Origin of the sequence: Metabacillus endolithicus (assembly GCF_023078335.1) — a bacterium.
GTDB classification, from domain to species: Bacteria; Bacillota; Bacilli; order Bacillales; family Bacillaceae; genus Metabacillus; species Metabacillus endolithicus.
On sequence record NZ_CP095550.1, the window covers coordinates 3,826,616 to 3,852,579 of the forward strand.

The 25,964-nt window shown below is 37.5% G+C and carries 22 protein-coding genes and 2 pseudogenes; 23 read left to right on the top strand and 1 reads right to left on the bottom strand.

Annotation, left to right across the window (positions count from 1 at the left end):
* Positions 1-18: 18 nt before the first annotated feature.
* From MVE64_RS19540 to MVE64_RS19635, 20 genes and pseudogenes are all read left to right on the top strand, one after another.
* Positions 19-1,125: an alpha/beta hydrolase family protein gene (locus MVE64_RS19540; RefSeq protein WP_247340473.1), complete on the top strand. Its 1,107-nt coding sequence runs from the start codon at positions 19-21 to the stop codon at positions 1,123-1,125.
* A gap of 18 nt (positions 1,126-1,143) precedes the next feature.
* Positions 1,144-2,052, top strand: coding sequence for a fumarylacetoacetate hydrolase family protein (locus MVE64_RS19545; protein ID WP_247340474.1), 909 nt, complete (start codon positions 1,144-1,146; stop codon positions 2,050-2,052).
* A gap of 19 nt (positions 2,053-2,071) precedes the next feature.
* On the top strand, positions 2,072-2,824 hold the full coding sequence (locus tag MVE64_RS19550; protein WP_247340477.1) for a cyclase family protein: 753 nt from the start codon (positions 2,072-2,074) through the stop codon (positions 2,822-2,824).
* A 59-nt stretch (positions 2,825-2,883) separates the two neighbouring features.
* Entirely contained in the window at positions 2,884-4,038 is a 1,155-nt protein-coding gene (locus tag MVE64_RS19555; protein ID WP_247340479.1) for an FAD-dependent oxidoreductase, read from the top strand.
* Positions 4,039-4,104: 66 nt separating this feature from the next.
* Complete coding sequence (locus MVE64_RS19560; RefSeq protein WP_247340481.1) at positions 4,105-5,349, top strand: MFS transporter; 1,245 nt, start codon at positions 4,105-4,107, stop codon at positions 5,347-5,349.
* 92 nt (positions 5,350-5,441) lie between these two features.
* A complete protein-coding gene (locus MVE64_RS19565) occupies positions 5,442-6,713 on the top strand; it encodes a phenylacetate--CoA ligase family protein (protein ID WP_247340483.1) in 1,272 nt (423 codons plus the stop codon).
* Between the two features lie 77 nt (positions 6,714-6,790).
* Complete coding sequence (locus tag MVE64_RS19570) at positions 6,791-7,198, top strand: acyl-CoA thioesterase (protein ID WP_247340484.1); 408 nt, start codon at positions 6,791-6,793, stop codon at positions 7,196-7,198.
* Between the two features lie 214 nt (positions 7,199-7,412).
* Positions 7,413-8,771 carry an MFS transporter gene (locus MVE64_RS19575; RefSeq protein ID WP_247340485.1) on the top strand — a complete coding sequence of 453 codons (1,359 nt, stop codon included), beginning with the start codon at positions 7,413-7,415 and terminating at the stop codon, positions 8,769-8,771.
* 135 nt (positions 8,772-8,906) lie between these two features.
* Positions 8,907-9,356 carry a DUF3237 domain-containing protein gene (locus MVE64_RS19580; protein WP_247340486.1) on the top strand — a complete coding sequence of 150 codons (450 nt, stop codon included), beginning with the start codon at positions 8,907-8,909 and terminating at the stop codon, positions 9,354-9,356.
* 90 nt (positions 9,357-9,446) lie between these two features.
* Entirely contained in the window at positions 9,447-11,651 is a 2,205-nt protein-coding gene (locus MVE64_RS19585; RefSeq protein WP_247340487.1) for a helix-turn-helix domain-containing protein, read from the top strand.
* Positions 11,652-11,852: 201 nt separating this feature from the next.
* Complete coding sequence (locus tag MVE64_RS19590; RefSeq protein WP_247340488.1) at positions 11,853-12,707, top strand: 3-hydroxyacyl-CoA dehydrogenase family protein; 855 nt, start codon at positions 11,853-11,855, stop codon at positions 12,705-12,707.
* Positions 12,708-12,724: 17 nt separating this feature from the next.
* Positions 12,725-13,504 (top strand): enoyl-CoA hydratase-related protein, encoded by a 780-nt coding sequence (locus tag MVE64_RS19595; protein WP_247340489.1) that lies wholly within the window; start codon positions 12,725-12,727, stop codon positions 13,502-13,504.
* A gap of 34 nt (positions 13,505-13,538) precedes the next feature.
* Positions 13,539-14,714 carry an acetyl-CoA C-acetyltransferase gene (locus MVE64_RS19600; RefSeq protein ID WP_247340490.1) on the top strand — a complete coding sequence of 392 codons (1,176 nt, stop codon included), beginning with the start codon at positions 13,539-13,541 and terminating at the stop codon, positions 14,712-14,714.
* Positions 14,715-14,925: 211 nt separating this feature from the next.
* A pseudogene (locus MVE64_RS19605) lies at positions 14,926-16,439 on the top strand (class I adenylate-forming enzyme family protein); the annotation flags it as partial.
* 20 nt (positions 16,440-16,459) lie between these two features.
* Positions 16,460-16,879 (top strand): acyl-CoA thioesterase, encoded by a 420-nt coding sequence (locus MVE64_RS19610; RefSeq protein WP_247340491.1) that lies wholly within the window; start codon positions 16,460-16,462, stop codon positions 16,877-16,879.
* 3 nt (positions 16,880-16,882) lie between these two features.
* Complete coding sequence (locus MVE64_RS19615) at positions 16,883-18,580, top strand: acyl-CoA dehydrogenase family protein (RefSeq protein WP_247340493.1); 1,698 nt, start codon at positions 16,883-16,885, stop codon at positions 18,578-18,580.
* Positions 18,581-18,605: 25 nt separating this feature from the next.
* On the top strand, positions 18,606-19,718 hold the full coding sequence (locus MVE64_RS19620) for a cupin domain-containing protein (RefSeq protein WP_247340495.1): 1,113 nt from the start codon (positions 18,606-18,608) through the stop codon (positions 19,716-19,718).
* 25 nt (positions 19,719-19,743) lie between these two features.
* Positions 19,744-20,601, top strand: a complete 858-nt coding sequence (locus MVE64_RS19625) for a fumarylacetoacetate hydrolase family protein (protein ID WP_247340497.1) — start codon at positions 19,744-19,746, stop codon at positions 20,599-20,601.
* A gap of 208 nt (positions 20,602-20,809) precedes the next feature.
* Positions 20,810-22,040, top strand: a pseudogene (locus tag MVE64_RS19630) (FAD-dependent oxidoreductase).
* 31 nt (positions 22,041-22,071) lie between these two features.
* On the top strand, positions 22,072-22,623 hold the full coding sequence (locus MVE64_RS19635; protein WP_247340500.1) for a hypothetical protein: 552 nt from the start codon (positions 22,072-22,074) through the stop codon (positions 22,621-22,623).
* 37 nt (positions 22,624-22,660) lie between these two features.
* Here MVE64_RS19635 and MVE64_RS19640 read toward each other — a convergent pair whose 3' ends face one another.
* The gene (locus tag MVE64_RS19640) at positions 22,661-23,437 is read right to left on the bottom strand and encodes an IclR family transcriptional regulator (RefSeq protein WP_247340504.1); all 777 of its coding nucleotides are present in this window, start codon (positions 23,435-23,437) and stop codon (positions 22,661-22,663) included.
* A gap of 151 nt (positions 23,438-23,588) precedes the next feature.
* Here MVE64_RS19640 and MVE64_RS19645 point away from each other — a divergent pair, with 151 nt between their 5' ends.
* The 3 genes from MVE64_RS19645 (at position 23,589) to MVE64_RS19655 (ending at position 25,957) form a co-directional block, all read left to right on the top strand.
* Positions 23,589-24,374: an IclR family transcriptional regulator gene (locus MVE64_RS19645; protein ID WP_247340508.1), complete on the top strand. Its 786-nt coding sequence runs from the start codon at positions 23,589-23,591 to the stop codon at positions 24,372-24,374.
* Positions 24,375-24,512: 138 nt separating this feature from the next.
* A complete protein-coding gene (locus tag MVE64_RS19650; protein WP_247340511.1) occupies positions 24,513-25,463 on the top strand; it encodes a fumarylacetoacetate hydrolase family protein in 951 nt (316 codons plus the stop codon).
* Positions 25,460-25,957 carry a DinB family protein gene (locus tag MVE64_RS19655; protein ID WP_247340513.1) on the top strand — a complete coding sequence of 166 codons (498 nt, stop codon included), beginning with the start codon at positions 25,460-25,462 and terminating at the stop codon, positions 25,955-25,957. The genes MVE64_RS19650 and MVE64_RS19655 overlap by 4 nt, the downstream gene beginning before the upstream one ends.
* Positions 25,958-25,964: the final 7 nt, after the last annotated feature.

Sequence of the window (25,964 nt, forward strand, 5' to 3'; positions counted from 1 at the left end):
AGAAAGGATGTTTTATAGATGTGGCACTTTTTTCCTGAAAACTATATGTGGTCTTATCAAATAGTTCGAATGATTAGCCAATCTTATTTTGGAGGCGGTGAAGTAAATGAGATTTTGGATGCCGCTAGTCGAATGAAGTTAGGTGATTTTGATAGTTTTCATAGTGAATGGATGAACGCCGGTAACAAGTCATTATCAACAGCAAATGATGCAATGGATAAAGGCTATAAGGAAACTGCTCGAGCAGGATACTTACGTGCAGCTAACTACTTCCGTACAGCTGAATTTTTCCTGCAACCAGATGATGAACGAAAACTATCAACCTATTTAAAATCAGTTGAGTCCTTTAGAAAAGGAGGAGAATTGTTAGATAATCCACCAAAGGCTGTTAATGTTCCATTTGAGCATGCCTCTCTTCCAGGGTATTTCTTTGAAGCACCGGGGCAAAAAAGAGGACCTTTAATGGTAATGTTCGGTGGTTTAGATTCAACAGCAGAAGAATTATACTATGGACCTGCCCAATTCTTAAATCAAAGAGGTATTTCCCTTTTAGCTCTTGATGGACCTGGTCAAGGAGGGGCATTGAGACTTCACAAAATTCATTCAAGACATGATTATAATACTGCAGGAACAGCTGCATATGAATGGGCCGTTGACAATTTAGATGTTGATCCTGAACGCATTGGGATTATGGCCGTATCAATGGGTGGTTATATGGCAGCAAGATGTGCAGCGTTTGAACCAAGATTTAAAGCATGTGCGATCTGGGGTGCTGTTTACGATTATAATGATGTTTGGCGAAAACGACCTGACAATCACCCTTTAGCTAAGATCCTGCAACATATTTTTGGTGTAGAAGACATGCCAGCTGCAAGAGCGAAATTGGAGCATTATAACCTTCGTGGAGTTGCCGAAAAAATTCAAATGCCTACTTATATTATCCATGGTGAAGATGATCGCCAAAATACAGTGGATAATGCCTATAACGTATACAATGATTTAACTTGCCCAAGATGGTTAAAAATTATTCCGAAAAGCAGTCCAGGTTCATCTCATTGCCAGGTGGATAATATTACAGAAACGTACGAAATGTATGATTGGCTCAAAGAACAGTTAACAAGCTAACTCAGGGGGCTTAAGTAAATGAAGTTTGTGACATTTTATGACCCGAATGGAAACATGCGCGCAGGTTATCTAGAAAATAATATAGTTATTGATTTAAATCTTGCATCTGATTGGAACTTACCTAATTCAATATTAGAATTAATTAAACACCAACAAAAATATCTTCCTATTGTACAAACGCTTGTTAGTGATAAAGATGTTCCATCCTATAAATTAGAAGAGATACGTCTTGCTCCACCATTACCAAATCCAACGAGCTTCCGTGACTTTGTTGCCTTCGAAACTCATGTCAAAAACGCAACAAAGCGAAATGGAGACACGGTGGCGCCTGAATGGTATGAAATGCCGATTTTTTATTTTTCAAATCCGCATTCGATGAAAGGGCATGGTGAAGATGTTAAACGTCCTGCTAAATGTGTAAGACTTGATTATGAGCTTGAGCTTGCATGTGTAATAGGAAAAGAAGGAAGTAACATTAAAGCTAGCGAGGCTGAAGATTATATTTTTGGCTATACCATCCTAAATGATTGGTCTGCACGAGATCTTCAAATGAAAGAAATGAAGGTGCTTTTAGGACCTGCAAAAGGAAAGGATTTCGCAACGTCTATTGGACCTTATATTTTAACAAAAGATGAACTAGATTCGTATAAAGTCGGGAATGTCTTTGACCTGGAAATGACGGCATCAGTAAATGGTGAGGTTCTCTCGAAGGGGAATTTTAAAGATATATTCTATAGTTTTGGAGACATGATTGAACGAGCATCAGAGGAAGTAACCTTGTATCCAGGCGATATCATTGGGTCAGGAACGGTCGGGTTTGGTTGCCTAATGGAGCTTGGTACAGATGTTCATCCATGGTTAGAGCCGGGAGATGAAGTGGAACTAAAGATAACTGGACTCGGTTCTCTAAAAAATAAGATTATCTAAGAAGGGACAGAGACTAGAGATGAAAATTGTCGACCTTAGTGTATCAATAGAAGAGGATTTGAAGGATCCTCTTCCTTTTTCTATCCGCTATGAAACACATGAAGAAGGAGCAGAATTTGGAGCAAAGCTTGTCGGAGTGACTCCTGATGATTTTCCAGAGAGAAAAGGACTTGCCGGTGAGTTTTTAACTTTAACAAGTCATGCAGGAACACATGTAGATGCACCGTGGCATTATTGGCCAACATCTGAAGGAAAGCCTGCTCGAACAATTGATGAAATGCCGCTAGAATGGTTTTTTAACGATGGAGTTGTTCTTGATTTTACTGACAAACCAGCAGGCTATGCAATCACAGTTGAAGATGTGAAAGAAAAACTCGAAATCATCAATTACAAATTGAAGCCCTTCGATATCGTCATGATCCGATGTGATGCAGATAAAAAGAGATATGAATCTAACTATAGTGAAATACATGTAGGTGTTTCAACTGAAGCTACTCTTTGGTTAATTGACCAAGGAATCAAAGTGATGGGAACGGACGGTTGGGGATGGGATACACCACTTGCTATCCAAGCTGCTGATTACAAGCAAAATCCACGTGAAGGTGTTCTTTGGGCCGCTCATTATGCGGGAAAAGAAAAGGAATACTGTCAAATTGAAAAACTAGCAAACTTAGACCAATTGCCACCATTTGGCTTTAAAGTATCTGTGCTTCCAGTGAAAATTAAGGGAGCGAGTGCAGGCTGGACGAGGGCAGTTGCAATCATTGATTAAAAAATACATCTAAAACTAGCGTTTTGCAAGCACTTCAAAAAATATGAGGAGGTACTGGCATGACAAATCAATATGTAAAAAAGATACTGGTTATTGGTGGAGGTATTAGTGGCTTATCAGCAGCAATTGCTTTAAATAAAATTGGGATTGAAGTTGAAATAGCTGAAAAAGAATTAGAGTGGAATGTGTATGGAGTTGGGATTATTCAACCACCTAATGCTTTAAGAGCACTTAATGAACTTGGCTTAGCAGATGCTTGTATGGAACAAGGCACGTCATATCCGGGTTTTGATTATTATACGGGTCAAGGCCATTTCTTGTTTCACGCAGCATCACCAACAATTGAGGGGTACCCAGGTGTTAACGGAATCTCAAGAAGACAGCTACACAATATATTGTTTGATGCCGTTCAATCTATTGGAACGAAAATTTATATGGGTACAACCGTTAATACCATTGAAGATCAAGGAAATGGTGTAAAAGTCGAATTGAATAATGGAATAACTAGCACTTACGATTTAGTTATTGGATCAGATGGTGCAAATTCTAAGGTTCGAACATTACTGTTTGGAGAAATCGAACAGCGTTATAGTGGGCAAGGAGTGTGGAGGTATAACTTGCCACGAACAAAAGAAATCGACAAGGGTCTTTTTTATTATGGTAAGGATGCAAAAGCAGGATTGGTTCCTATGTCTGACGACTTAATGTACCTGCTTGTTACAACAAATGAACCAGGAAATCCAAGGTTTCCTACTGATCAATTACATGTTTTATTAAAGGAAAGAATGACAGAATTTGGAGGGATTATTGCTGATGTGGCTAAGCAAATTGTTGATCCTTCTGAAGTCGTTTACCGTCCTATATTTACTCATCTTATACCAAGCCCATGGTATAAAGGAAATGTTTTACTAGTTGGTGATGCAGCACATGGAACAGCCCCACATCTTGGCCAAGGTGCTTCAATTGCGATTGAAGATGTTGTTGTTTTAGCTGATATTTTAAAACATAACCTACCTGTTCAAGAAACAATGGAAGTCTTTATGGAAAAACGCTTTGAACGCTGCAAAATGATTGTTGAGAATTCTGACCAATTAGTTGAGTGGGAATTATTAACCGCTGCTGGAAAAATGACGGAAAAGGTGAATGTTGGAGAGTATGTAAAAATGACTCTTGGAAAAATGAATGAGCCCTTCTTAACTGAGTTAAATGTCTAATAGAACACTAGGTATTGTATGCGCTTTCGGTTGAGGTGACTATAAAATGGGTAAGGGGGCAATTGAATGAATGGAGTAAGCGGAAGCAAGCGTTATGAGAATTTCCTTGTGATCATTATGTTTTTTGTTGTTGGACTTGTGTTTTTAGATCGTTTAAGTTTAGGGTTTGTTTTTCCTATCATGGGACCGGATTTAAATCTATCAAACACGCAACTGGGGATAACAGTTGGTATTACGAGTCTATTCTTTGGAATTTCGACGATAATATTCGCTAGCCTTTCTGATTTTATAGGGAAAAAGAAGGTCATGCTCGTTATCTTTGTTTTTGTTTTTTCAATTGCTACCCTACTAACCGGACTTGTCGGTTCATTTATTGCTTTAATTTTGACGAGAATCATCATGGGATTAGCTGAAGGCCCTGTTATGCCATTAGTTCAATCCATTGTCATGGAGGAATCCTCTGAGAAAAGAAGAGGATTTAATATGGGTGTCATTCAAAGCGCTTCCTCCTTAATTGGAGGAACAATGGCACCTGTCTTGACGGTTTCACTGGCAGTGGCCTTTGGCTGGAGATCAGCTTTTTATATTATCGCCATTCCAGGTATTATTCTTGGTATTATTTTATGGAAATACTTAAAGGAACCTAAAAACGTTGTAGAAAACCAAGAACAACCCACAGCAAAACCAACAAAAGCAGATTACATAAAAGTTTTTAAAACAAGAAACGTATGGCTTTGTACAATCATAGGAACATGTAACATGGTCTTTATCCTGACTCTTACTGCCTTTCTTCCAACGATGCTAGCCAACTCAACAGACTATAAAGACGCACAAATTGGGATGCTCCTAGGCATTATGGGTCTCTTGATGTTTGTTGGACAAATGGGGGCCCCTGCGCTATCTGATCGTTTCGGCAGATTACCGATTCTTAAAATCTTTTCATTTATTGCTATTTTCCTTCCAATCATGATTGCACTATACTATCAAAACTTTGCCGTTCTACTTGTTTCATTAATTATTCTATCAATTGGAAATGGCTATCAACCACTAGTAATGAATATTGTTCCTGCAGAATCTGTTCCTCGTGTATTTATTGCGACTAGCATAAGCTTCGTTATTTTAACAGGAGAAATTATCGGCGGGGCGATGGGACCGATGATGGCGGGAGTTCTGGCTGATAAATACGGATTAACGGCTCCGTTATGGATTACAGCAGTCGCAGCATTCATTGCGTTTGTTTGTACATTTGGTATTAAAGAAACAGCACCAATAAAGGTGAAACAGCCTAAGAATATTGATATAACGATGTAAAATTGTTTTTTTAGTTGTTCTATATAGGGGAACGATAGAATACAAGTTCATTTTTTAATCCTCTATAATTTGAGCATGAATAGGGGGGTACAATGGAAAGCACAATTCGTGTTAATGAAACGGATATGACTTTTTCAGACATGCAAAACCAAAAGTTAAATCAAATGCTTGTTTTTATTTCGCAATACAATGAGTTTTATAAAGATAGGTTAAAACATGTGTCATTACCAATCAGGTCAACAGAAGATCTGCAACAACTTCCATTTACAAGTAAATATGAACTTGTACAGGATCAAACAAACTTTTCTCCATTGGGTAGAAATCACACCTTTTCTAAGGAAGAATATGTGAGATATCATCAAACATCTGGCACAACAGGGAAACCATTAAAAGTACTTGATACGAAAGAAAGTTGGACCTGGTGGGAAGATTGTTGGTTGGAAGTATTTAAATCTAGTGGTGTGACAAAAAATGACACCGCTTTCTTGGCCTTTTCCTTTGGACCTTTTATTGGCTTCTGGGCCGCATTCGAAGCAGCTAAGCGACTAGGTGCACTAGTCATCACAGGGGGAAGTCAAAGCTCTAAAGAAAGATTACAAAGCATGATAAATAATGAAGCCACCGTTTTATTATGCACCCCAAGTTATGCTCTACACCTAGCTGAGGTAGCCGAGGGAAATTCTATAGATCTAAGAGAAACTAACATTAAAACGATCATTACTGCAGGAGAACCTGGAGGATCTGTTCCATCAATTAGACAACAAATCGAAAGGCTTTGGAATGCAAAGCTTTATGATCATGTTGGAATGACAGAGATAGGGGCATATGGATATTCATGTACTGAACAAAATGGACTGCATGTGAATGAAGCAGAATTTATTGTGGAGGTCATCAATCCAGATACGTTAGAGCCTGTTGGAAAAGGTGAACGTGGTGAGTTGGTGCTAACGAACCTTGGAAGATATGGGTATCCTCTACTTCGTTATCGTACAGGTGATATGGTTATTTGCAGTGAAGAACCATGTCCTTGTGGTAATAAAAATACTCTTTTAGTTAACGGTATTATTGGGCGTCTGGATGATATGGTTATTATTCGGGGGATTAATATCTTTCCTTCTTCCATTGAATCCATCATACGTGAATTTGAAGCTGTGAAGGAATTCAGAATTATTTATTACACAGAACAAAATATGAATCAAGTTAAAGTTCAAATAGAAGCTGTGACAGATCTTGCTTCTCAAGTTGCAACTAAATTAAGAGATAGAATTGGATTAAGAATTGATGTAGAAATGGTACCAGAGAACTCACTGCCTAGATTTGACTTAAAAGCTAAGCGGGTTGTGGATGAAAGAGTTGTTAACTAAAAGCTAGAAAGTTTATAAACTAGGAAAACACCTTACTTCAACTATAAGGTGTTTTCCACTTTATGGAGGGAATTTACATGAGAAAAAGTGAGTATCAGTTTTCTGTTACTTGGGGAGATACCGATGCAGCAGGAATCGTTTTTTATCCCACTTTTTATAAATGGATGGATACGGCAACACATCATCTATTTTCAAGCATAGGATATCCGACCTCAGAGTTGTTTACGATCAAGAAGATTGGATTACCACTTATAAAAACTACTTGTGATTTTAAGCAACCTCTCTTTTTTGAAGACAAATTGACGATACATTCAGAAATGAAAGAGATTCATAATAAAGTTTTCTTAGTAGAGCATACGTTTCAAAAGGATGATAACATTGTTGCTATTGGTACTGAATTAAGAGCCTGGGGAGATCTATCAGGTGAGAAGCCTAAAGCTGTTGCGATCCCTAATGAAGTTCGTCAGTTGTTGGAACATGAATAAAACACTTTAATGTAGCTTCAATCCAATTAAAGGATTGAGGTTTTTTTATTCAACTCTTTCCACAAATTTAACGAAACACATTTCCTTTTTTCCTACATAAAGTAGCTAACTATTCTTTTCTTATTCTATTACAATATGAGTAAGAAAACTGAATATTTGAAAAAGGAGGTAAAATTGAAAGCGTCTACTAAAATATCTGATAGGGGCTAACAAAATGAAAGTGATTAACCCGATGAATGTTATTGATAATAGTAAAATTTCTTCGTTTCATGTATGGCTGATAACTTGGTTGTTTTTGGTTATTGCTTTTGATGGTTATGATGTAGTAGTTTATGGTGCTTCTGTTCCATCATTAATTCAGGAGTGGGGAATTTCAGACGTAACAGCTGGTGCAATAGGCAGTTACACTGTTATCGGAACCGCTTTGGGGGCAGTTATTTTTGGGATGCTGTCTGATAAAATAGGTCGTAAAAAAATTATTTTGCTAACAACGTTCTTATTTAGTTTCTTTACCATGATATCAGGTTTTGCGACAGGCCCAATTTTATTTGCTGTATTTAGAATCATTGCCGGAATTGGTTTAGGTGGGGTAATGCCGAACGTTATTGCTCTTGCTACTGAGTTTTCTCCAAAACGAGTTCGATCTGCTATTGTTTCTTTCATTTTCTGTGGATATTCTATTGGAGCGCTTACAGCAGCACTTACTAGCCGTTCACTATTACCAACAGTTGGATGGGAGCCGGTTTATTGGTTAGCGGGTATTCCACTTTTGTTTATCCCATTTTTATTAAAAAGTATCCCTGAGTCGGTAGGGTTTCTTATTGAAAAAGGCAAAGAAGAGGAAGCTAGAAAAACATTAATGAAAATTGATCCAAGCTTAAGAACTGGTGGGGAGTTTGAATTTGTAAAGCCAACTGCAAAAGAACCTGGTTCACCAGTTGTGAAGCTATTTGAAGATAAACGTGCGTTAAGTACAATTATGTTCTGGGTTTCTTGCTTTAGTGCATTTGTTTTAATTTATTCTATGAACACATGGTTACCTCGACTTATGATGCAATCAGGTTATGACCTTAGCTCAAGTCTAGCATTTACGGCTGTCATGCAAATTGGGGCAATTGCAGGTACGATTATTTTTGGTCGTTTGGTTGATAAAATTGGATTTAAGAAGGTTCTTGTTCCTTTATTCTTCTGTGGTGCTATAGCGTTATCCTTTATCGGATTAACAAATAGTATGGCAATCGCTTTTGTATTAATTGCGATCATTGGTGCAGCTTCAGTAGGATTACAGAACATCTCAAATGCATTTGTATCTCAATACTATCCTTCTAGCATGCGTTCCACAGGACTTGGAAGCACGATGGCATTTGGTCGTATTGGAGGAATAGTAGCGCCAATCTTTGTTGGGTTCCTATTAACAATGAATCTATTGCCGCAATTTAATTTTGTCGCAATCGGAGGAGCTGCATTACTTGGTGGAATCGCTATGTTGTTTGTCCAGGAAAAACATGGCGATTATTATGAAGCAAAAGAAGAGATTAAACCAGCAAACAGTCAAGTGAATGTGGCAAAATAAATTTGTCAGGGTTTAACTTCAAATGGGTTAACTTACCTACTATTCTTCAAGAAATTTTAGAATGGTAGAAGGTTGCCCATTTGCTATTTTTGTTTAAGTGTCTAAAAATTTTTAGCAAAGAAAGGGATTTTGTAGATGGAAACGACATTTGTTTTTAAAGCAAATATTCAGGTAGCTAACCCAATTGAAGTTGGGGATGTTGGAACAGGCATAAGGAGAGTGATTCCGATTATTGGAGGTACTTTTGAAGGTAATGGTATAAAAGGCAAAGTCCTTTCAGGTGGCGCAGATTACCAGATTATAAGATATGATGGTGTAACAGAAGCTCTTGCTCACTATGTAATTGAAACGGACGATGGTGTACCCATTTATGTGATCAATAAAGGATACAGACATGGTCCTAAAGAAATCATAGATAAAATTATTCGTGGTGAGCAGGTTCATGATGGTTCTTATTATTTCAAAACTACCCCGTCTTTTGAAACGAGCAGTGAAAAGTACTCTTATTTGAACCGAATGATTTTCATTGGTGAAGGAATTAGAAGACCAAATGATGTTCAAATTTCATTTTATCAAGTTGTTTAATTGTTTAAACGATCACGATTACCTTTTCAATTAAGTTTTTCTTCTTTTATACTATTAGTATCAAGAAAAACGGAAATAGGGGGTACTTGTGTGTCAAACAGTAAGAGAGAAATACTAATGAAAAAAGTAGAGCATCATCTACGAACCACATCCCGGCAGCTAATTAAAATTAATACAGAAGATGAAGTGCTTCAATATTTAGCTGATTCGTTCCGTTCTGAATTATATTGTGATTTTGTTGGAGTCGTTTTGAGTGAGGGAGATTCTTTTATCCCTAAGGCGTGGAGTGGAAATACTCCTTCAGTCCTTAGGCATTTCCCTCTTTTAGCGGCAAGCTGTTCCTCCAAACTTCTTCGTCAAAGCTTAACATATAAAGCTTCTGTAACAAATAATTCTTGCAGGTTAACAGAGATACTTAAGGAAGAAAATGTGAAAACATGGTTTACTGTTCCGTTAAATGATGACATTCAACACTTTGGTTTTTGTATCGTAGGCTTTTTAAGTTATGTTCCACTTCTAGAGATGGAAAGTCATTTTGAGGAATTTGGAAAAGATATGGCCGTCGCTCTATCTGTGGCTAGACAAAAGGAAAATCAGTTGAAAAAGCTAGAGGGAATTGAATGGATTAGCAAAAATCAGTCTCTTGATTCTTCCCTAGACCAGCATTTTTCTGAAGTAACATACAGAGCTGGGAAATCAACAAATGCTGATTTTGCTTGTATGTATTTATATAATGAGAAAGAGAATTGCTTTGACTTACAGAAGCCTGTATATGGGGAGATGGAATATCCCGATATAATGATGATTGAGAATAACTATGCACTTAAGGAATACTTTCCATTTCTTGAGGAAACTGGATGCACCCAAATGACAGTACCACTCTTAATTGATCTTAAGCCAATTGGTGTGCTTCATGTTCAGAATAAATATGAAAGACCTTTTTCTGAAGAAGACTTAAAAATATTAGAGATGCTATCAACACATGTTGCGACTCTCTTAGAGAATGCACGATTATATAAAAGTGAAAAAGATAATAAAAACCGTCTACACTTTTTATTAGATTTTCAACAATCACTGGTGAAAAAAACAGTTGAAGATGATGATTTTGAAGGAATTACATTAAAGCTCTCAGATTTGTTTCAAGAAACAGTTATCTTATATGACCGATTTATGAGGCCAATTGCTTTTAACTTCCGAAATAGTGATAACGATTACAATCTACCTGATAACCTTGCACTACAAGCGAATAGGTTAAGGAAAAATCTGAAAAAACAAGAGAAGTTTACTGTCGTACACCCTGAAAGAGATGACTGTGTGTTTTCTTTTTGGGTTATAAATGGTGGAGGGAATTTATTAGGATATCTTTCTGTTTGCAATACAGCCAGTGAGATGAATGAATTTGACCAGCTAACAGTTGAGATGGCACGAAATATATGTTCAATTCAGTTTATTAAGCAAAAGCTTGTTCTCGATACAAAAGAACAGGTCAAGGATAGCTTTATTAGCAAATTGTTGGTGGGAAAAATCGAAGATCAAGACAGTATCATTCAATATGCTAATCTGTTCCAATGGGATATTTTCAAATGTCATCGTGTTGCGGTATTGACGATTTCAATAGATGAAGATGACCTTTTAGAACAGCAAGCAAAAAAAGTGCTTATATGGGATGCGATCAAGTCACATCTTGCAAAGTTTGATTCTCGAATATTAACAGTGTCACATGATGAAAACTATATCCTCCTGCTAATCCCAGTGGATGATGATGTTCAAAGTAAAAATTATTGGAAAAACCTTTCTGACAATATTGAGAAATGGTCACTAGAAGTGTTTTCAGGTTGTAAGATTTTATTGGGGATTGGTACATCAACAAGCAATATGAAAGATTATTATGTAAGTTACCAACAGGCACTTCTAGCATTAAATGTTATGAATATTAGGATGAAGCATATCTCTTTTTCACTATATGAAGATCTTGGAGCTTATACAATTCTCCACCATCTCGATCAATCTAATGCGGTAAACTTGTTTATAAAAAGTCAGCTGGATCCTCTATTAACTTACACAGAAAATAAAAACATAGATTTATATCATACTTTATACGTTTTCCTACAAAATAACGGAAATATTAAAAGTACTTCAGATGAGCTTTTCATCCACAGAAGTTCCCTGTTATACAGACTTGAAAAAATTGAATCACTACTAAATGTTGATTTGAATGATGCTGAAATCAGGTTTAATTTAATGATGGCTTTCAAGCTGCATGATATGCATGGAGAACGGTTGAAGAAGAGCTAGATTAGTAGTATGAAACAGTCCAACTTGTATGAGTTGGGCATTGTTTTTCTTTCGACAAATTCCGGGAAGTGACCAGGCACTGCCCCTTCCTACAAAACATAGGAAATTACACATTTTTTTCCCTACATTGTGTAGGTACAATCCCCTTACAGTGAAAGCTATAATGAATGTATAGAAAAAAGAGATTGGGGATGAGATGAGATGGCGATTCAAACAATTGGTGTGGTTGGTGCTGGTTCGATGGGAGCAGGTATTGCGAATCTAGCAGCTATGAATAAGTTTAATGTTATTTTAAATGATATTGAGGAGCGTTTTTTAGATGGTGCTCTTAAACGTATTGATAAGTTTATGAGCAAAAGTGTGGAAAGAGGAAAAATGACTGAAGAGCAAAAGCAAGAAGCATTTGCCCGTATTCAAACAACTACTAGCTTGGAAGAAATGAGTGGAGCAGATGTGGTGATTGAAGCAGTTTTAGAGGATCTCTCATTAAAGAAAGAAGTATTTTCAAAGCTTGATAGCATTGTGAACGAAAATTGCATTTTAGCTACAAATACTTCATCCATGTCTATTACAGAAATTGCTTCTGCAACGAAACGTCCAGAACGTGTGGCAGGGATGCATTTCTTTAATCCAGCACAACTCATGAAGCTTGTTGAAGTAGTTCGTGGATATAAGACAAGTGATGAAACCATCGAAGAATTGAAAGCGCTATCCAAACAGCTGTCGAAAGAGCCAGTTGAAGTAAAGAAAGATTCTCCCGGATTTATCGTAAATAGAATTATGATTCCACAATTTATTGAAGCGATTAAGCTATTAGAGGAAGGAGTTGCTTCAGCTGAAGATATCGATAAGGCGGTAACACTTGGATTGAACTACCCAATGGGACCTTTCACTCTTCAAGATTATGCGGGAGTTGAGATTGGCTACCATGTGATGGAGTATTTTAAAGAAGAATTTAATGATAACCATTTTGCTCCACCACAACTATTAAAACAGTTAGTTAGAGCAGGAAGACACGGTAAGAAAACAGGTGCAGGATTTTACGATTACGAATAATGAAGGGGGACTTAATAATGACTTATGAATTTTTATTATGTGAAATTGAAGAAAATGTAGCGGTGGTAACGATTAACAGACCACCGGTTAATCCATTGAATACCGTTGTATTTCAAGAACTTTCAACCTTATTTGATGTATTAGATGCAGACGATGAAGTCCGTGCCATCATTCTTACTGGCAGCGGTGAGAAAGCGTTCGTGGCAGGAGCTGACATCAACGAAATGGCTAGTCTTGATCTTGTTGGTGTTAATAAAATGAACAAAGTTTCTAGAACCGTTTTTTCTAAAATTGAACAAACGACAAAGCCTGTTATTGCTGCCCTTAATGGTTTAGCACTTGGTGGAGGCTTAGAGCTTGCTCTAGCATGTGATCTGCGAATTAGCTCAGATCGAGCAAAATTTGCTTTTCCAGAGGTAGGTTTAGGAATCATCCCTGGTGGTGGCGGAACTCAGCGATTACAAAAAATTGTTGGTCAAGGAATAGCTAAGGAACTTCTATACTTCGGTGATATGTTTGATGCAAATAGAGCACTAGAATTAAGGATTGTTAACAAAGTAGTTCCAGCTGAAGAGGTTCTTGGTGCAGCAAAAGAATGGGCAAAGAAATTGGCACAAAAGCCTCCAGTTGCGCTTCAAATGGTGAAAACAGCGGTAAACGTTGGTGGAAATACGGACTTAGAATCAGGACTTATCATTGAAAGTACTTGCTTTGGGAATGCTTTTTCAACTCAAGATAGAATCGAGGGACTTCAAGCTTTTGTGGAGAAAAGAAAACCTGTTTATACAGGGAGATAAGAAACACCATCACTAAAAAATGAGGTGAAATACCATGAAAGATATCGTGATTTTAGAAGGAGCAAGAACACCATTTGCCGAAATTTCAGGTTCGTTTCGTGAGATGACCGCAACTGATTTGGGTGCAATTGCAGCGACAGAAGCATTAAAAAGATCAAAAATTACTGGTGAGGATGTAGATCAAGTAGTTTTTGGAAATGTTCAGCAATCAAGTAAAGACGCTCATCTTCTAGCAAGACATGTTGGGTTAAAGGCAGGAACACCGATAGATGTTCCTGCTCTAACCATTAATCGCTTATGTGGCACTGGCCTTGAATCGGTTTTAACGGCTGCGCGCTATATTTTAACAAATGAAGCAAATGTAGTATTAGCTGGTGGAACAGAAAGCATGAGTCAGGTGCCTCACGTTATCCGTGGAATGAGGTGGGGAAGTCAGCTTGGTGCACCAGTTGTTGAGGATTGGGTATGGGATGGTCTTTATGATACCTATGGAGATTGCACGATGGGAGAAACAGCCGAAAATCTTGCAGCAAAATACAATGTAACAAGAGAAGAAGTGGATCAACATGCACTCTCAAGTCATGAACGTGCATTGGCAGCAAGAGAAAAGGGCTATTTACAAGAAGAAATTGTTCCTGTAACGGTTAAGGGACGAAAAGGCGATAAGGTCATTTCAGAAGATGAACATGTTCGTCACACAAGTATGGAACAGCTTTCTAAATTAAGACCACGATTTGTTGAAAATGGTGTGGTAACACCAGGGAATGCAAGTGGAATGGTAGATGGAGCTGCTGCGATAGTTGTTGCATCTGGTGATTATGCGGCTGAGCGTGGCTTAAAGCCAATCGCGCGTTTAGTTTCTTGGGAAGTAGTCGGTGTTGAGCCTAAGTATATGGGAATTGGACCTGTTCCAGCTATTCAAGGTGCTTTGAAAAAGGCAAATATGAAACTAGAAGATTTAGATTTAATCGAAATTAACGAGGCCTTCTCGGCACAGTATCTAGCTTGCCAAAAGGTGTTAGGATTTGACTTGGAAATCGGCAATGTTAATGGTGGAGCGGTTGCGATTGGACATCCATTAGCTGCAAGTGGAACAAGAATTTCTACGTCCCTTATTTATGAATTAAGAAGAAGAAACAAAAAATACGGGGCTTCCGCAGTATGTATCGGCGGTGGTCAAGGAATTGCAGCTGTTTGGGAAGCATTATAATTGATTTCGGAATAAATATTTTGAATTCCCAAGGAAATGAAAGCGTTGTATCGAATGTTATATGTGTGTGATTTGATTAATTTAATTTCAATGATATGTATCGTTATAAATATAGAAAATTCTTTATCTACACTTGTTAAGAATAGAAACAAGGGAGAGGGATGCTAGGCATGAATCATAAAGAAGATCAAATGACCTTGTATGGTTTACTGAAAGGACAGCTACCCAGTATGGAGAAAAAGAAGCCATATACGACTTATCGAAACGTGTTTCATACTCTGAGTTTTTTAAAGATGTGAATCGTATTGCAGCAGGGTTAATACTAAGGGGATAAAGAAAGGTGATCGAATTGCTGTAGCATTACCTAATTTTTATGAAACGGCCATTATCTTCTTTGCTGTCGCTAAACTTGGGGGTGTTCTTGTTCCTTTTAACCCAAAATATAAAAAACATGAAGTGAATTTTATTCTAAATAACTCTGAACCTAAAATTCTTTTCGCTTCGAAAGAATTTGAAGAAAACATTGGATTCAAAGAAGTTCTTTATGTTGTACCTGAAGCGATCACGGTCAAATGCAAGCTGGATGGTCTTCCATCGTATGATGAATTACTTGTAAAACATGAGAATGAAGTAGAAGAAGCAGAAATTGATACAACTAACGATATTAATTGTATTCTATATACCTCTGGAACGACAGGAATACCAAAAGGAGTCATGATTACACATCGAAGTGTTGTACAATCAGCAAACACAATAAAAAGACAACTATATTGTACAGATCAAGACGTATTTGTGATTGCTGCTCCGTTTTTTCATATCTTTGGTATGGCGATTAATCTCTATTGTGCAATATCCTCAGGAGCGAGGATGGTGCTGCAAGAAAAATTCCATCCACAGCAAATGTTAGAGTTGATACAACAAGAAAAGGTGACGATCAAACAAGGTGTTCCAACGATGTTTATTAAAGTATTGGAAACAGAAAATTTTGATCAGTATGATCTTTCTTCTTTAAGAGCAGGAATCGTAGGAGCTTCTGCTATTTCACCAGGAAAAATGAAGGAAATTAGAGAACGACTGGGAATTAATCTTTGTCAATCCTATGGAATTACAGAAACTGTTTCAGTGACAATGACGCCATACGATGATAAAGAAAAAAATATCTGTGAAACTGTCGGCAAGCCAATTCCTGGTGTGAGATTAAAAATAGTGAATGATCAAAGAGAAGCGGTTCCAAATGGTGGTGTTGGCGAGATTGCAATCAAGAGTTTTGGGATGATGAAAGGCTATTACAAGTTGCCAGAGCAAACGGCTCATGTATTGGATGATGAAGGATGGTTCTATACAGGTGATTTAGGAAAATTAAATGAACAAGGTTACTTAACGTTTGTTGGTAGAAAAAAAGAATTGATTATTCGAGGAGGCTTTAACATTTACCCTCAAGAAATTGAAGGTGTTTTAATGAAGCATCCGAAAATTGCTGAAGCAGCTGTAGTTGGACTTCCAGATGAAACACTAGGCGAAATTGTTTGTGCTGTCATTCGGTTAAAAGATGGAAGAACAAGCACGGAAGAGGAACTGAAAGACTATTTAAAGGAACAGCTTGCTATCTATAAATTGCCTGGGAAAGTAATTTTCACAAAGAACTTTCCAGTAACAGCTAGTGGGAAAATTCAAAAGCTAAAGCTGCGAGATCAATTGGCAGGGGAAATAAGTCGCCCTGTCTAAAGTGAAAGAGGGGCCTTTAGATGACAAATAACTATGATTTTAAGGTGAGATGGGGAGATACAGATGCTGCAGGTATCGTATTTTATCCCAATTTTTATAAATGGATGGATGAGGCAACACATGAATATTTATCAGCTATTGGATATCCATCTTCCAAGTTGTTTCAAGAACAGCAAATAGGCTGTCCGATTCTTGAGGCAAATTGTCAATTCAAGCAACCGCTTTCATTTGAAGATTCTGTTAGAGTTCAAAGCATAGTTCAGGAAATTCAAAATAAAGTGTTTAAAATTAGTCATGTGTTCTTAAGGGGAGAAAAAGAAATAGCAAAAGGATATGAAGTTCGTGCTTGGACTTCTTTTAAAGATAAGCCAAAAGCACAGCCAATTCCCGAAGAAGTGCGAGCAAAAATGTTACAGCCTAATCAGCATGTGGAGGTTTAAAATATGCTCAGGGAAAAAAAGAAACAGCATTATCTAACGAATGATGTTGAACTTGATGAAGTATTTATCCCGGAGGATTTTAATCAGGAACATGAAATGATTAAAAACTTAGTTGAGAAGTTTGTTGTGAAAGATGTAAGACCATCACTAGATAGAATAGAAAATCAGCAATTTGATGAAACGGTACGACTGATGAAAGAGGCTGGTGTGCTCGGATTAATTAGTGCTGATATCCCAGAGGCTGTTGGAGGTCTAGGTCTTGGTAAAGTCTCCGCAACGATACTTTCAGAAAAGATGGCACCTGCTCGTTCTTTTTCTATAACATTTGGCGGGCAAACCGGGATTGGTGCTCTTCCGATTGCTTATTTTGGAACAGATAAGCAAAAAGAAAAATACTTACCAGACATTTTATCTGGTGATCTTATTACAGCTTACGCATTAACAGAGCCTGGAGCTGGAACAGATGCTATGAATATAAAAACAACAGCGGTTCCTTCCGAATGTAGTCGTTACTATATTTTGAATGGTGAAAAGCAATGGATTTCAAACGCTGGATTTGCGGGTCTTTTTATCGTGTTTGCAAAAGTAGAGGGAGACAGGTTTACTGCCTTTATTATAGAAAAAAACTTCGATGGAGTATCTATTGGTCCAGAGGAAAAGAAGATGGGCCTAAAGGGATCTTCTACTTGTTCGATACTTTTAGACAATGTGAAGGTTCCTAAGGAAAATATCATTGGTGAAATTGGCAGAGGACATATCATTGCACTTAATGTCTTAAATCTAGGACGACATAAAATAGCTGCCACATCACTCGGAACAGCAAAGCATGCGATTGAGCTAGCGGTCGCTTATGCCAATCAGCGAAAACAATTTGGCCAGCCACTCTCTAGCTTTCATTTAATTAAAGATAAAATTGCCGATATGGTGATCAAAACATATGTAAATGAAAGTTCTATTTATCGAACAGCAGGATTGTTAGAAAAGTCATTTAACCAAATAGCCGATCAAGACGATGTTGCATCAGCAATCAGCAATTTGGCAGTTGAATGCTCTATCAATAAGGTGATGTCTACAGAAACATTAGATTTTGTTGTAGATGAAGCCCTTCAAATGCATGGAGGCTATGGATACATGGCCGAATACGAAATTGAAACATTATATCGTGATTCCAGAATCACCCGTATTTTTGAAGGGACAAATGAAATTAATCGATTAAATATAGCCTCAGCATTACTCAAAACGTATGAAAAGCCAATTGAGCAAACAAAAGCGCAAGATGGAATTCTTATTCAGGAAAAACAAACTCTTCATCTATTAAAAAAATTGTATCATGCAATGATTCTTTCTATACAAAAACATGATTTGGTCATGTTAAACGAAGAACAAGAAGTTGCAGCATTCCTTGCTGACCTTGTTTCAAGTATCTATGCAATTGAGAGTGCGATATTGAGAACGGAAAAGGTGATTAAATTATCTGGCTTCGATAGAAACCAACAAAAGCTCGATTACACAATATTGTACACACATGAACAATCACAGCAATTAGCGATAAGAGCATTAAACCTTTTGCCACATTTAGGTGATGAAGAAACGTTATCCCAACTTGCATGCCGACTCGTGAGAAGTAGTCAGAAGGATTTTGTAAAAATAAAACGCAGGATTGCTGACATCATTATAAAAGAAGAAAAATATAGATCGTAATCCTATATAGGGAGAGTGAATGAAGATGGCTAAAAACGATATGTCTGTTAAAGAAGAGTTGGATCAGTATTACGAAGAGTTGAAGAAGCAGAATTTAGGACCACTTTGGTATGACCTTGGACATATGGTTACAAAGGAGCCCGTTCATGATGTTGAACCATATTTGTGGAAATGGAAAACAATCCGAGAATATGTGTTAAAAGCCGGCAAATTACTTGAACCAGGTAAAGATGCTGAGCGACGCGTTGTATATTTACAAAATCCAAGTTTATTAAAACGAGGTCTTGTGGGTTATGGTACTCATACTCTTTACGCTGGTATTCAATTGCTTTTACCAGGTGAAAGTGCACCATCACACCACCATTCACAGTCAGCAATTCGCTTTGTTATTGAAGGAGACGGAGCATATACAGCCGTTAATGGTGAGAAAACATATATGGAGCGCGGAGATATGATTTTAACTCCGGCATGGACGTGGCATGAACATAAACACGAAGGAACGGAGCCGATGTTTTGGCTTGATGGACTAGATGTAGGACTAGTGAAAACAATGGCTGCCTCGTTTTTTGAACCATATGAAGAAGAAACCTATCCGATGGAAGCACCTGAAAATTATTCAACAAAGCAATTCTCAATGGGTGCATTTAAGAAGCTTAATGAATCAAAGGAGCCTGGTTATCCTTCACCAATCTTTGGATATAAGTTTGATCGAGTGAAGTATTTATTAGATGAAATGACAGAAGCAGATAATGATCCTTATGATGGCTATGCGATTGAATATATTAACCCAACAACAGGAGGCTCTGCAGATTCGCGAATTGGAACGATGATGCAAAAGCTAAAATCTGGTCAACAAACAAAAGCACATCGACATGTGCATAGTGCCATCTTCCACGTTCTAGAAGGCTCAGGATATACGGTCATTAATGGGGAGAAGTTTGAGTGGGAAAAAGGTGACTTTTTTATCTTACCGCCTTGGAGTTTGCATGAACATGTAAACACTGGAGAGAGTGATGTGTTTCTGTTTTCGTTTAATGATAAACCTGTTATGGAAAAATTAGACCTTGAGTACAGTGAAGTATACGAAGATAACGATGGTCATCAAATTGTAGAGAAAGTGTTTGTACCGGAAAACTAGCGTTAAGATAAGGAGGTAGCCTTGGATGAAAATCGCAATTTTTAATGAGAATTTACTTGGAATTGTTCAAGGAAATATAATCATTGACGTATCAAATGCAGTGGAATGGAAGCCGTCTAATCCAGGTGAATCTTTTCAACGCCTTATTGAAAACTTTGATGTGTTGAAAGGAAGAATAGAGGATGCCATAGCAACGAGTACATCATTTCCTTTATCTAGTGTAAAACTTCATTCACCTGTACCTTCTACAAAGAAGATTTGGGCTGCACCAGTTAACTATAAAAACCATCAAATTGAAATGAATAAAATGTTTAATAATGCCCCGCGAACAATTGAAGATTTGGCATTATTTCTAAAATCTCCTGAATCACTATCAGGACCGACCGACCCGATTATTCTACCATTTAAAGACCGTAGAACAGATCATGAAGCAGAGCTTGGCTATATTGTTGGTAAAAAAGCGAAAAATGTAAAAGCAGAAGATGCGAAAAGCTATATTTTTGGTTATTTTGCTCTTTTAGATATATCAATTAGAGGAAATGAAGAGAGAACATGGAGAAAGTCGTTTGATACGTTTACACCAATTGGTCCATGGATTGTCACTGCTGATGAAATTGAAGATCCTAATGATTTAAAAATGACGTTGTGGGTAAATGATGAAATACGTCAGGATGGTAGTACAAGGCATTTAATTTATGATTGCTATAAATGTTTTGAAGTCGCTTGTAATAATATGACGCTAAATGCTGGAGATATTATCGCAACAGGTACTCCAGAAGGCGTTGGACCAATTGAGCATGGTGACAAGGTGAAAATTGAAATTGAACAAATTGGTGGATTTGAGGTAGATGTTTGTCACGCAGTTGAGAAAATAGAATGCTAGTTTTGAGGGGCTCATGGTAGAAAGATTTTCTGCTATGAGTCTTTTTTATGGATGTTCGTAGAGTAACTTTGTTTAGTAAAATTTTAATAGAGTTTTAGAAAAAAACTATTTTCTTGTTCCGTATAGAAGAACAACAGGATAAGAATATTCACTATAATTTCTTATAATCAAGACAAGAAGAAACTTTTTAATTAAAGGGGAGAAGGATATGTCAAATAGAAAAAAATGTGATGTGATCGTTGTTGGTGCTGGACCGGTTGGACTTGTAGCAGGTCTTGCTTTGCAAAAAAAGGGAATTTCATCTGTTGTGATCGAAGCTGAACCATTTGGACGTGCCCGCCCAGGGAGTCGTGCTATATATCTGCATAGTGCCACGTTAAAGCTCTTAGAAGAAACATCAAAAGGACTTGGTTTTACTCTAGCAAGAAACGGAATTATCTGGCCAGTAAAAAGAACTTTGTACAAAGGTAAAGAAGTGTATGTACGTAATTATGGAATAACAAATAACAAGGATCCTCATAAACTACCGCATTTTACAGCACTTCATCAAGATGAAATTGAGAAACATATTTATGAAGAATGCTTGGAAGCTGGTGTGGAGTTTTCCTGGAATTCACCTGTAGACAAATTAGTTATTGAAAAAGATCATGTTATTTTAACGACGAAATCTGGTGAAGAATGGGAAGCTAAATACATTATTGGTAGTGACGGTGCTCGTTCTGTTGTCAGAGAGCAGGCTGGCTTAAAGTTTGAAGGTCCAAGAACAAATGATACTTTCCTTGTAGTCGATGTTAAAGAAGACGCGGAAAATCCTCTTCCTCTTGAGAGAACATTCCATTATCAACACCCTGCAATGGGAGGACGTAATGTGATGTTTGTTCCTTTTAAAGGAGGCTGGCGTGTGGATCTTCAACTGTTAGAAAACGATAATCCAGAAGAGTTTTCTGATCTTGAAGGAGTGAAAAAGTGGCTGCCAAAAGTAATGGATTCAAAATACACAGAAAGAATTACATGGGTATCAACATATCGTTTTCATCAGGTTGTTGCTAACTCGTTTACTGATGAAAAGCATAGAGTTCTTCTTGCTGGTGAAGCTGCTCATTTATTCGCTCCATTTGGTGCTCGCGGTCTAAACTCTGGAGTTCCTGATGCACTGTTAGCTGTTCGTGGAATCGAAAAAGCCCTAAAAGCTAATTCAGAAGAAGAGCGAACAGAAGCCATTGAAGCGGTGGCAAATGAACGTAGAATTGCAGCGCTGTGGAACCGTGACGGCTCAAGCACAGCCTCTACATCATTTACAAGGAAATGCTCCTGATATGAATATGAAGCGTGAACTAGCTGCATCACTTGTATCTATTATTCCTAGATTGGGACGTTGGTTAGATGAAGGTCCTTATGGTCCTAAATTTGGACCACCTGAATTAACAACAAAATATTAACATAAAACCAATCGAAAGGAGCGGAAGATACATGTCTGAGAATATTAATGTTGCAGAAGCTGATTTGCAGACAAAATCTATTGACGCAATGGTGAATAGATTACAAGCTATTCATTGGGGGAAGAAGGCTGGGCAGAAAAATCTAGAGGCAGAGGAAAAAGTCATTGAATTTATGAATGATCTTAACGTGAATTCTTATGAAATAAAGTGGTTATCAAAAGAAGAAGTACCAGAAACGATTAGCCGTCTTACTTTTGAGGGAAGTGAAATGTGGGAATCTTTAAACGAAATTCCAGAAGAGTTAAGCCGCAAAATTAAGGAAGCTGGTCATGAAAAATACCTTTTGGATTTAGGTGATCGCGTACCGGAACGCATCTTTCATGGTGCTTACTCACATCTGTTTCAGCAATTTGAAGAAAAGAAAACTGTAGAATATCTAGTTGGTTTAGCCATGTACGTGAGTGTGATGTCATGCACAGCGGAGCTAGCCGAGGGGAAAAATATTTTTATATCAATTGTTGATTTAATTGAGGCTGGTCACTTACCGATAGGATCTGAGGGAAATACGTTTTATCTAATATAAGATTGAAAAACCATCCAGTGTTCTGTTGCTGGATGGTTTATTTAAAGTATCCCAGCATTTCAGAAATCTGACTGCTTGCTGCTTTTATTTTATCAATGAATAGTGGATATCTTTCTTCTGATAGTCGTGATGTTGAACTAATAATTGATACAGAAGCAACTACGTTTTCTGTATGATCATAGATAGGGGCAGCAATCCCAACAAAGCCTTTGTAAAAATGGTCGGGTGTAATGGCATAGCCTTTTTTTCGAATTTTACTCATTTCATCTCTTAATTCCTTTGGATCTGTTAGTGTGAACTCAGTGTAAGAGTAAAAAGTATTCTTTAAAAAGCTGTTGATCCTCTTTTGTTTTTGAAAAGCCATAATAGCTAGCCCTTCACTTGTACAATGGATAGGATTTTTCCTCCCCATATATGTTAAAAGTCTTTCAGGCTGATCACATTCTTTTCGAAACAAATAAACAACTTCATGATCCTCGAGAAGACATATATGAGCGGTTTCTCCTAACTCATCCACAAGGTTGTCTACAATAGGTTGTGCTTCGAGATAGAGATCTCTATGACTAAACACAACACCACCTAATGTTAGAAGAGATAGTCCTAAGCGATAGTGATTTGTTTTCGGATTTTTAGATAAAAATCCCTCATCAACTAACCCCGTAATTAATCGATGTGTGGTGCTTTTAGGCAAATCAATGAGTCTGGTAATCTCTGTGACACTTAATTCTTCCTGTCCCTTTTTGAACAAACGTAATATTCTCATAGCATTCTTAACAGAAGATAAGATCGCTTTTGCAGGGGGATCATTATTCATTGAGCTCCATTTCACCTCTTTTTAAGAAATTCTTCTTCTATTATACTAAAAGAAGTGAGTTTCCTCTATTTAACAAAGGAGATGTTATGCCTTTAGTGAATTGTTAGATAAGAGTAAAAATGTAAGAGTCTAAAAGAGTGGAGTGAGTGTATTGAAGGAGAAAAGAGACTCATCTCTAGCAAATGCTTTGAGTATTTTGAAAGGCTTTACAATGGATCATCCTGAACAAGGTGTAACCGATGTTGCGAAACATTTAGGGTTAAGCAAGAGCACCGTTCACAGGCTGCTTGCATCTATGGCAAGTGAAGGCTTTGTTTATAAAAATCCCCGTACAAATCGTTACAGCTTAGGAACCTCTGTTTTAACATTAACGAATCTTGTGGGTTCACAGCTACCAATTTTAAATGAATCAGTTCCTGTTTTAAATATGTTAACAGAAAGAACAGGTGAAACCTCACATCTTGGAATTCTTGAGGATCAACATATGATTTATCTTCAAAAGGTTGAGTGTGATAACCCAACTTCACTGTTTACACATATTGGAAAAAGACATCCTATCCATGCAACAAGTATTGGTCAAGCTATTCTAGCCTTTCAGGAGCAGGATGAAAGACACCAACTTTTACCGGAAACGTTGGAATCCTTTACAAACCACACAATAACCTCCCATAAGAGATTATATGAAAAAATCAATCTAATTAAAGCAGAAAAATATGTTATATGTGACCGAGAACTACAGGAAGACGTGATGGCGATTGCAGCACCAATCTTTAATGAGAAGGGCAAAGTGCTGGCAGCCATTAATATTGTCGGACCAGCAAATCGGATAAAAAGTAAGCTGAAAAGTCATCGATTAGTTGAAGAGGTCGTTCGTTCAGGAGAGAAAATAACGGAATTAGTAAGGATGCGAAAATTAAAAAATCGTTACAAAAGCTGAGTATAACATGCTCAGCTTTATTTTTTTGATTTTTTCTTATTTGTTCCATATAGAAGAACGATAGAATGTGAGCTCAATCTTCATCTCGATATAATATGAGCAAGATCATAACAATTTTTCGATTTGGAGGGAATGAAATTGAAACTAGTATCGTTTACGAAAGATGGGATAACACGTATTGGAGCAATAGAGAATGAAAACGTGATTGATTTAAATGCCGCCTATTGTGCCTTACTTGAGTCAGAAGGGAAACTACGTGCTGAAAAAATTGCCGAAGCATTTGTTCCAGGAGAAATGACGGATTTTCTAAAAGGTGGCTCTGAGAGCATTGAGGAAGCAAAAAAGGCAGCTGCCTATGCGATAAATAATGTTGAAGTAAAGGGGCGTAAGCTTGTTTATTCCATTACTGATGTGAAAATAGAGGCACCTGTTCCCGCTCCTGGCAAAATGATTTGCGTTGGTCATAATTATCGTGAGCATATTTTAGAAATGAAACGAGAACTACCTCCACACCCTGTTGTTTTTGCAAAATTTGCCAATACAGTTGTTGGACCGCAGGATGATATTCCGTTTCATCCGATTTCAGAGCAGTTAGATTATGAAGCAGAATTTGCCTTTGTTATTGGTCAACGTGCACGCAATGTTTCACAAGATGAGGCTCTTAAATATGTTGCAGGATATACGATTGTGAATGATGTTACGTATCGTGATTTACAACGTCGAACATTACAGTGGCTTCAAGGCAAGGCTGTAGATGGAAGCGCTCCAATGGGTCCTTGGTTAGTAACAGCAGACGATCTAACAGATCCATCTGGCTTAGATATTGTTTTAACGGTGAATGGCGAAGAGCGTCAACGTTCTAATACTGCGAATCTAGTTTTCTCAGTTCCATATCTTGTTGAATTTTTATCGAATATTATGACGCTTGAGCCAGGCGATATTATTCTGACTGGTACACCTGGAGGAGTAGGGGTCGCGAGGGATCCACAAGTGTTTTTAAAGGATGGAGACGTTGTTCGTATTGAGGTTGATCAGGTGGGAGTTCTTAAAAATAAAGTGAAACAAACAGCGGAGGTGCCGGTATCATGACCAAAACATTACAAATGAGCGCCATTGAATCTGTTCATCAATCCATTCAGAACATCATTAGTGTAGTAAAGGATCTTTCAGAGAAGGAAATTAGATGGAATCCATCAATGGAGGAATGGTCTATTATGCAGATTATTACTCATGTTGCTGAAGCCATACCTTATTGGGTGAGGGAGATTCAACAGATAAAAGAGCATCCTGATCAAACATGGGGTCGGGGCTTAACGGATGAAACAAGACTGAAAACAGTGTCGGAAGCAAATGTGAACAGTTTACTGATTGAAGATGTATTAGACCAACTTGCCGCAGTACCATCTTTTGTTAAAGAAACGCTTCAAGCTCTTTCAAGTGAAGATTTAGAAATAATTGCTCCAAGCCGTAACCCACGCTTTGATGGAAAACCTGTTGAGTTTATCGTAAACCATTTGATCGTGGAGCATGTTGAAAAGCACGATCATCAAATTCAGCGCAATTTATCAAAGTTTAATCAGTAAAAGGGGG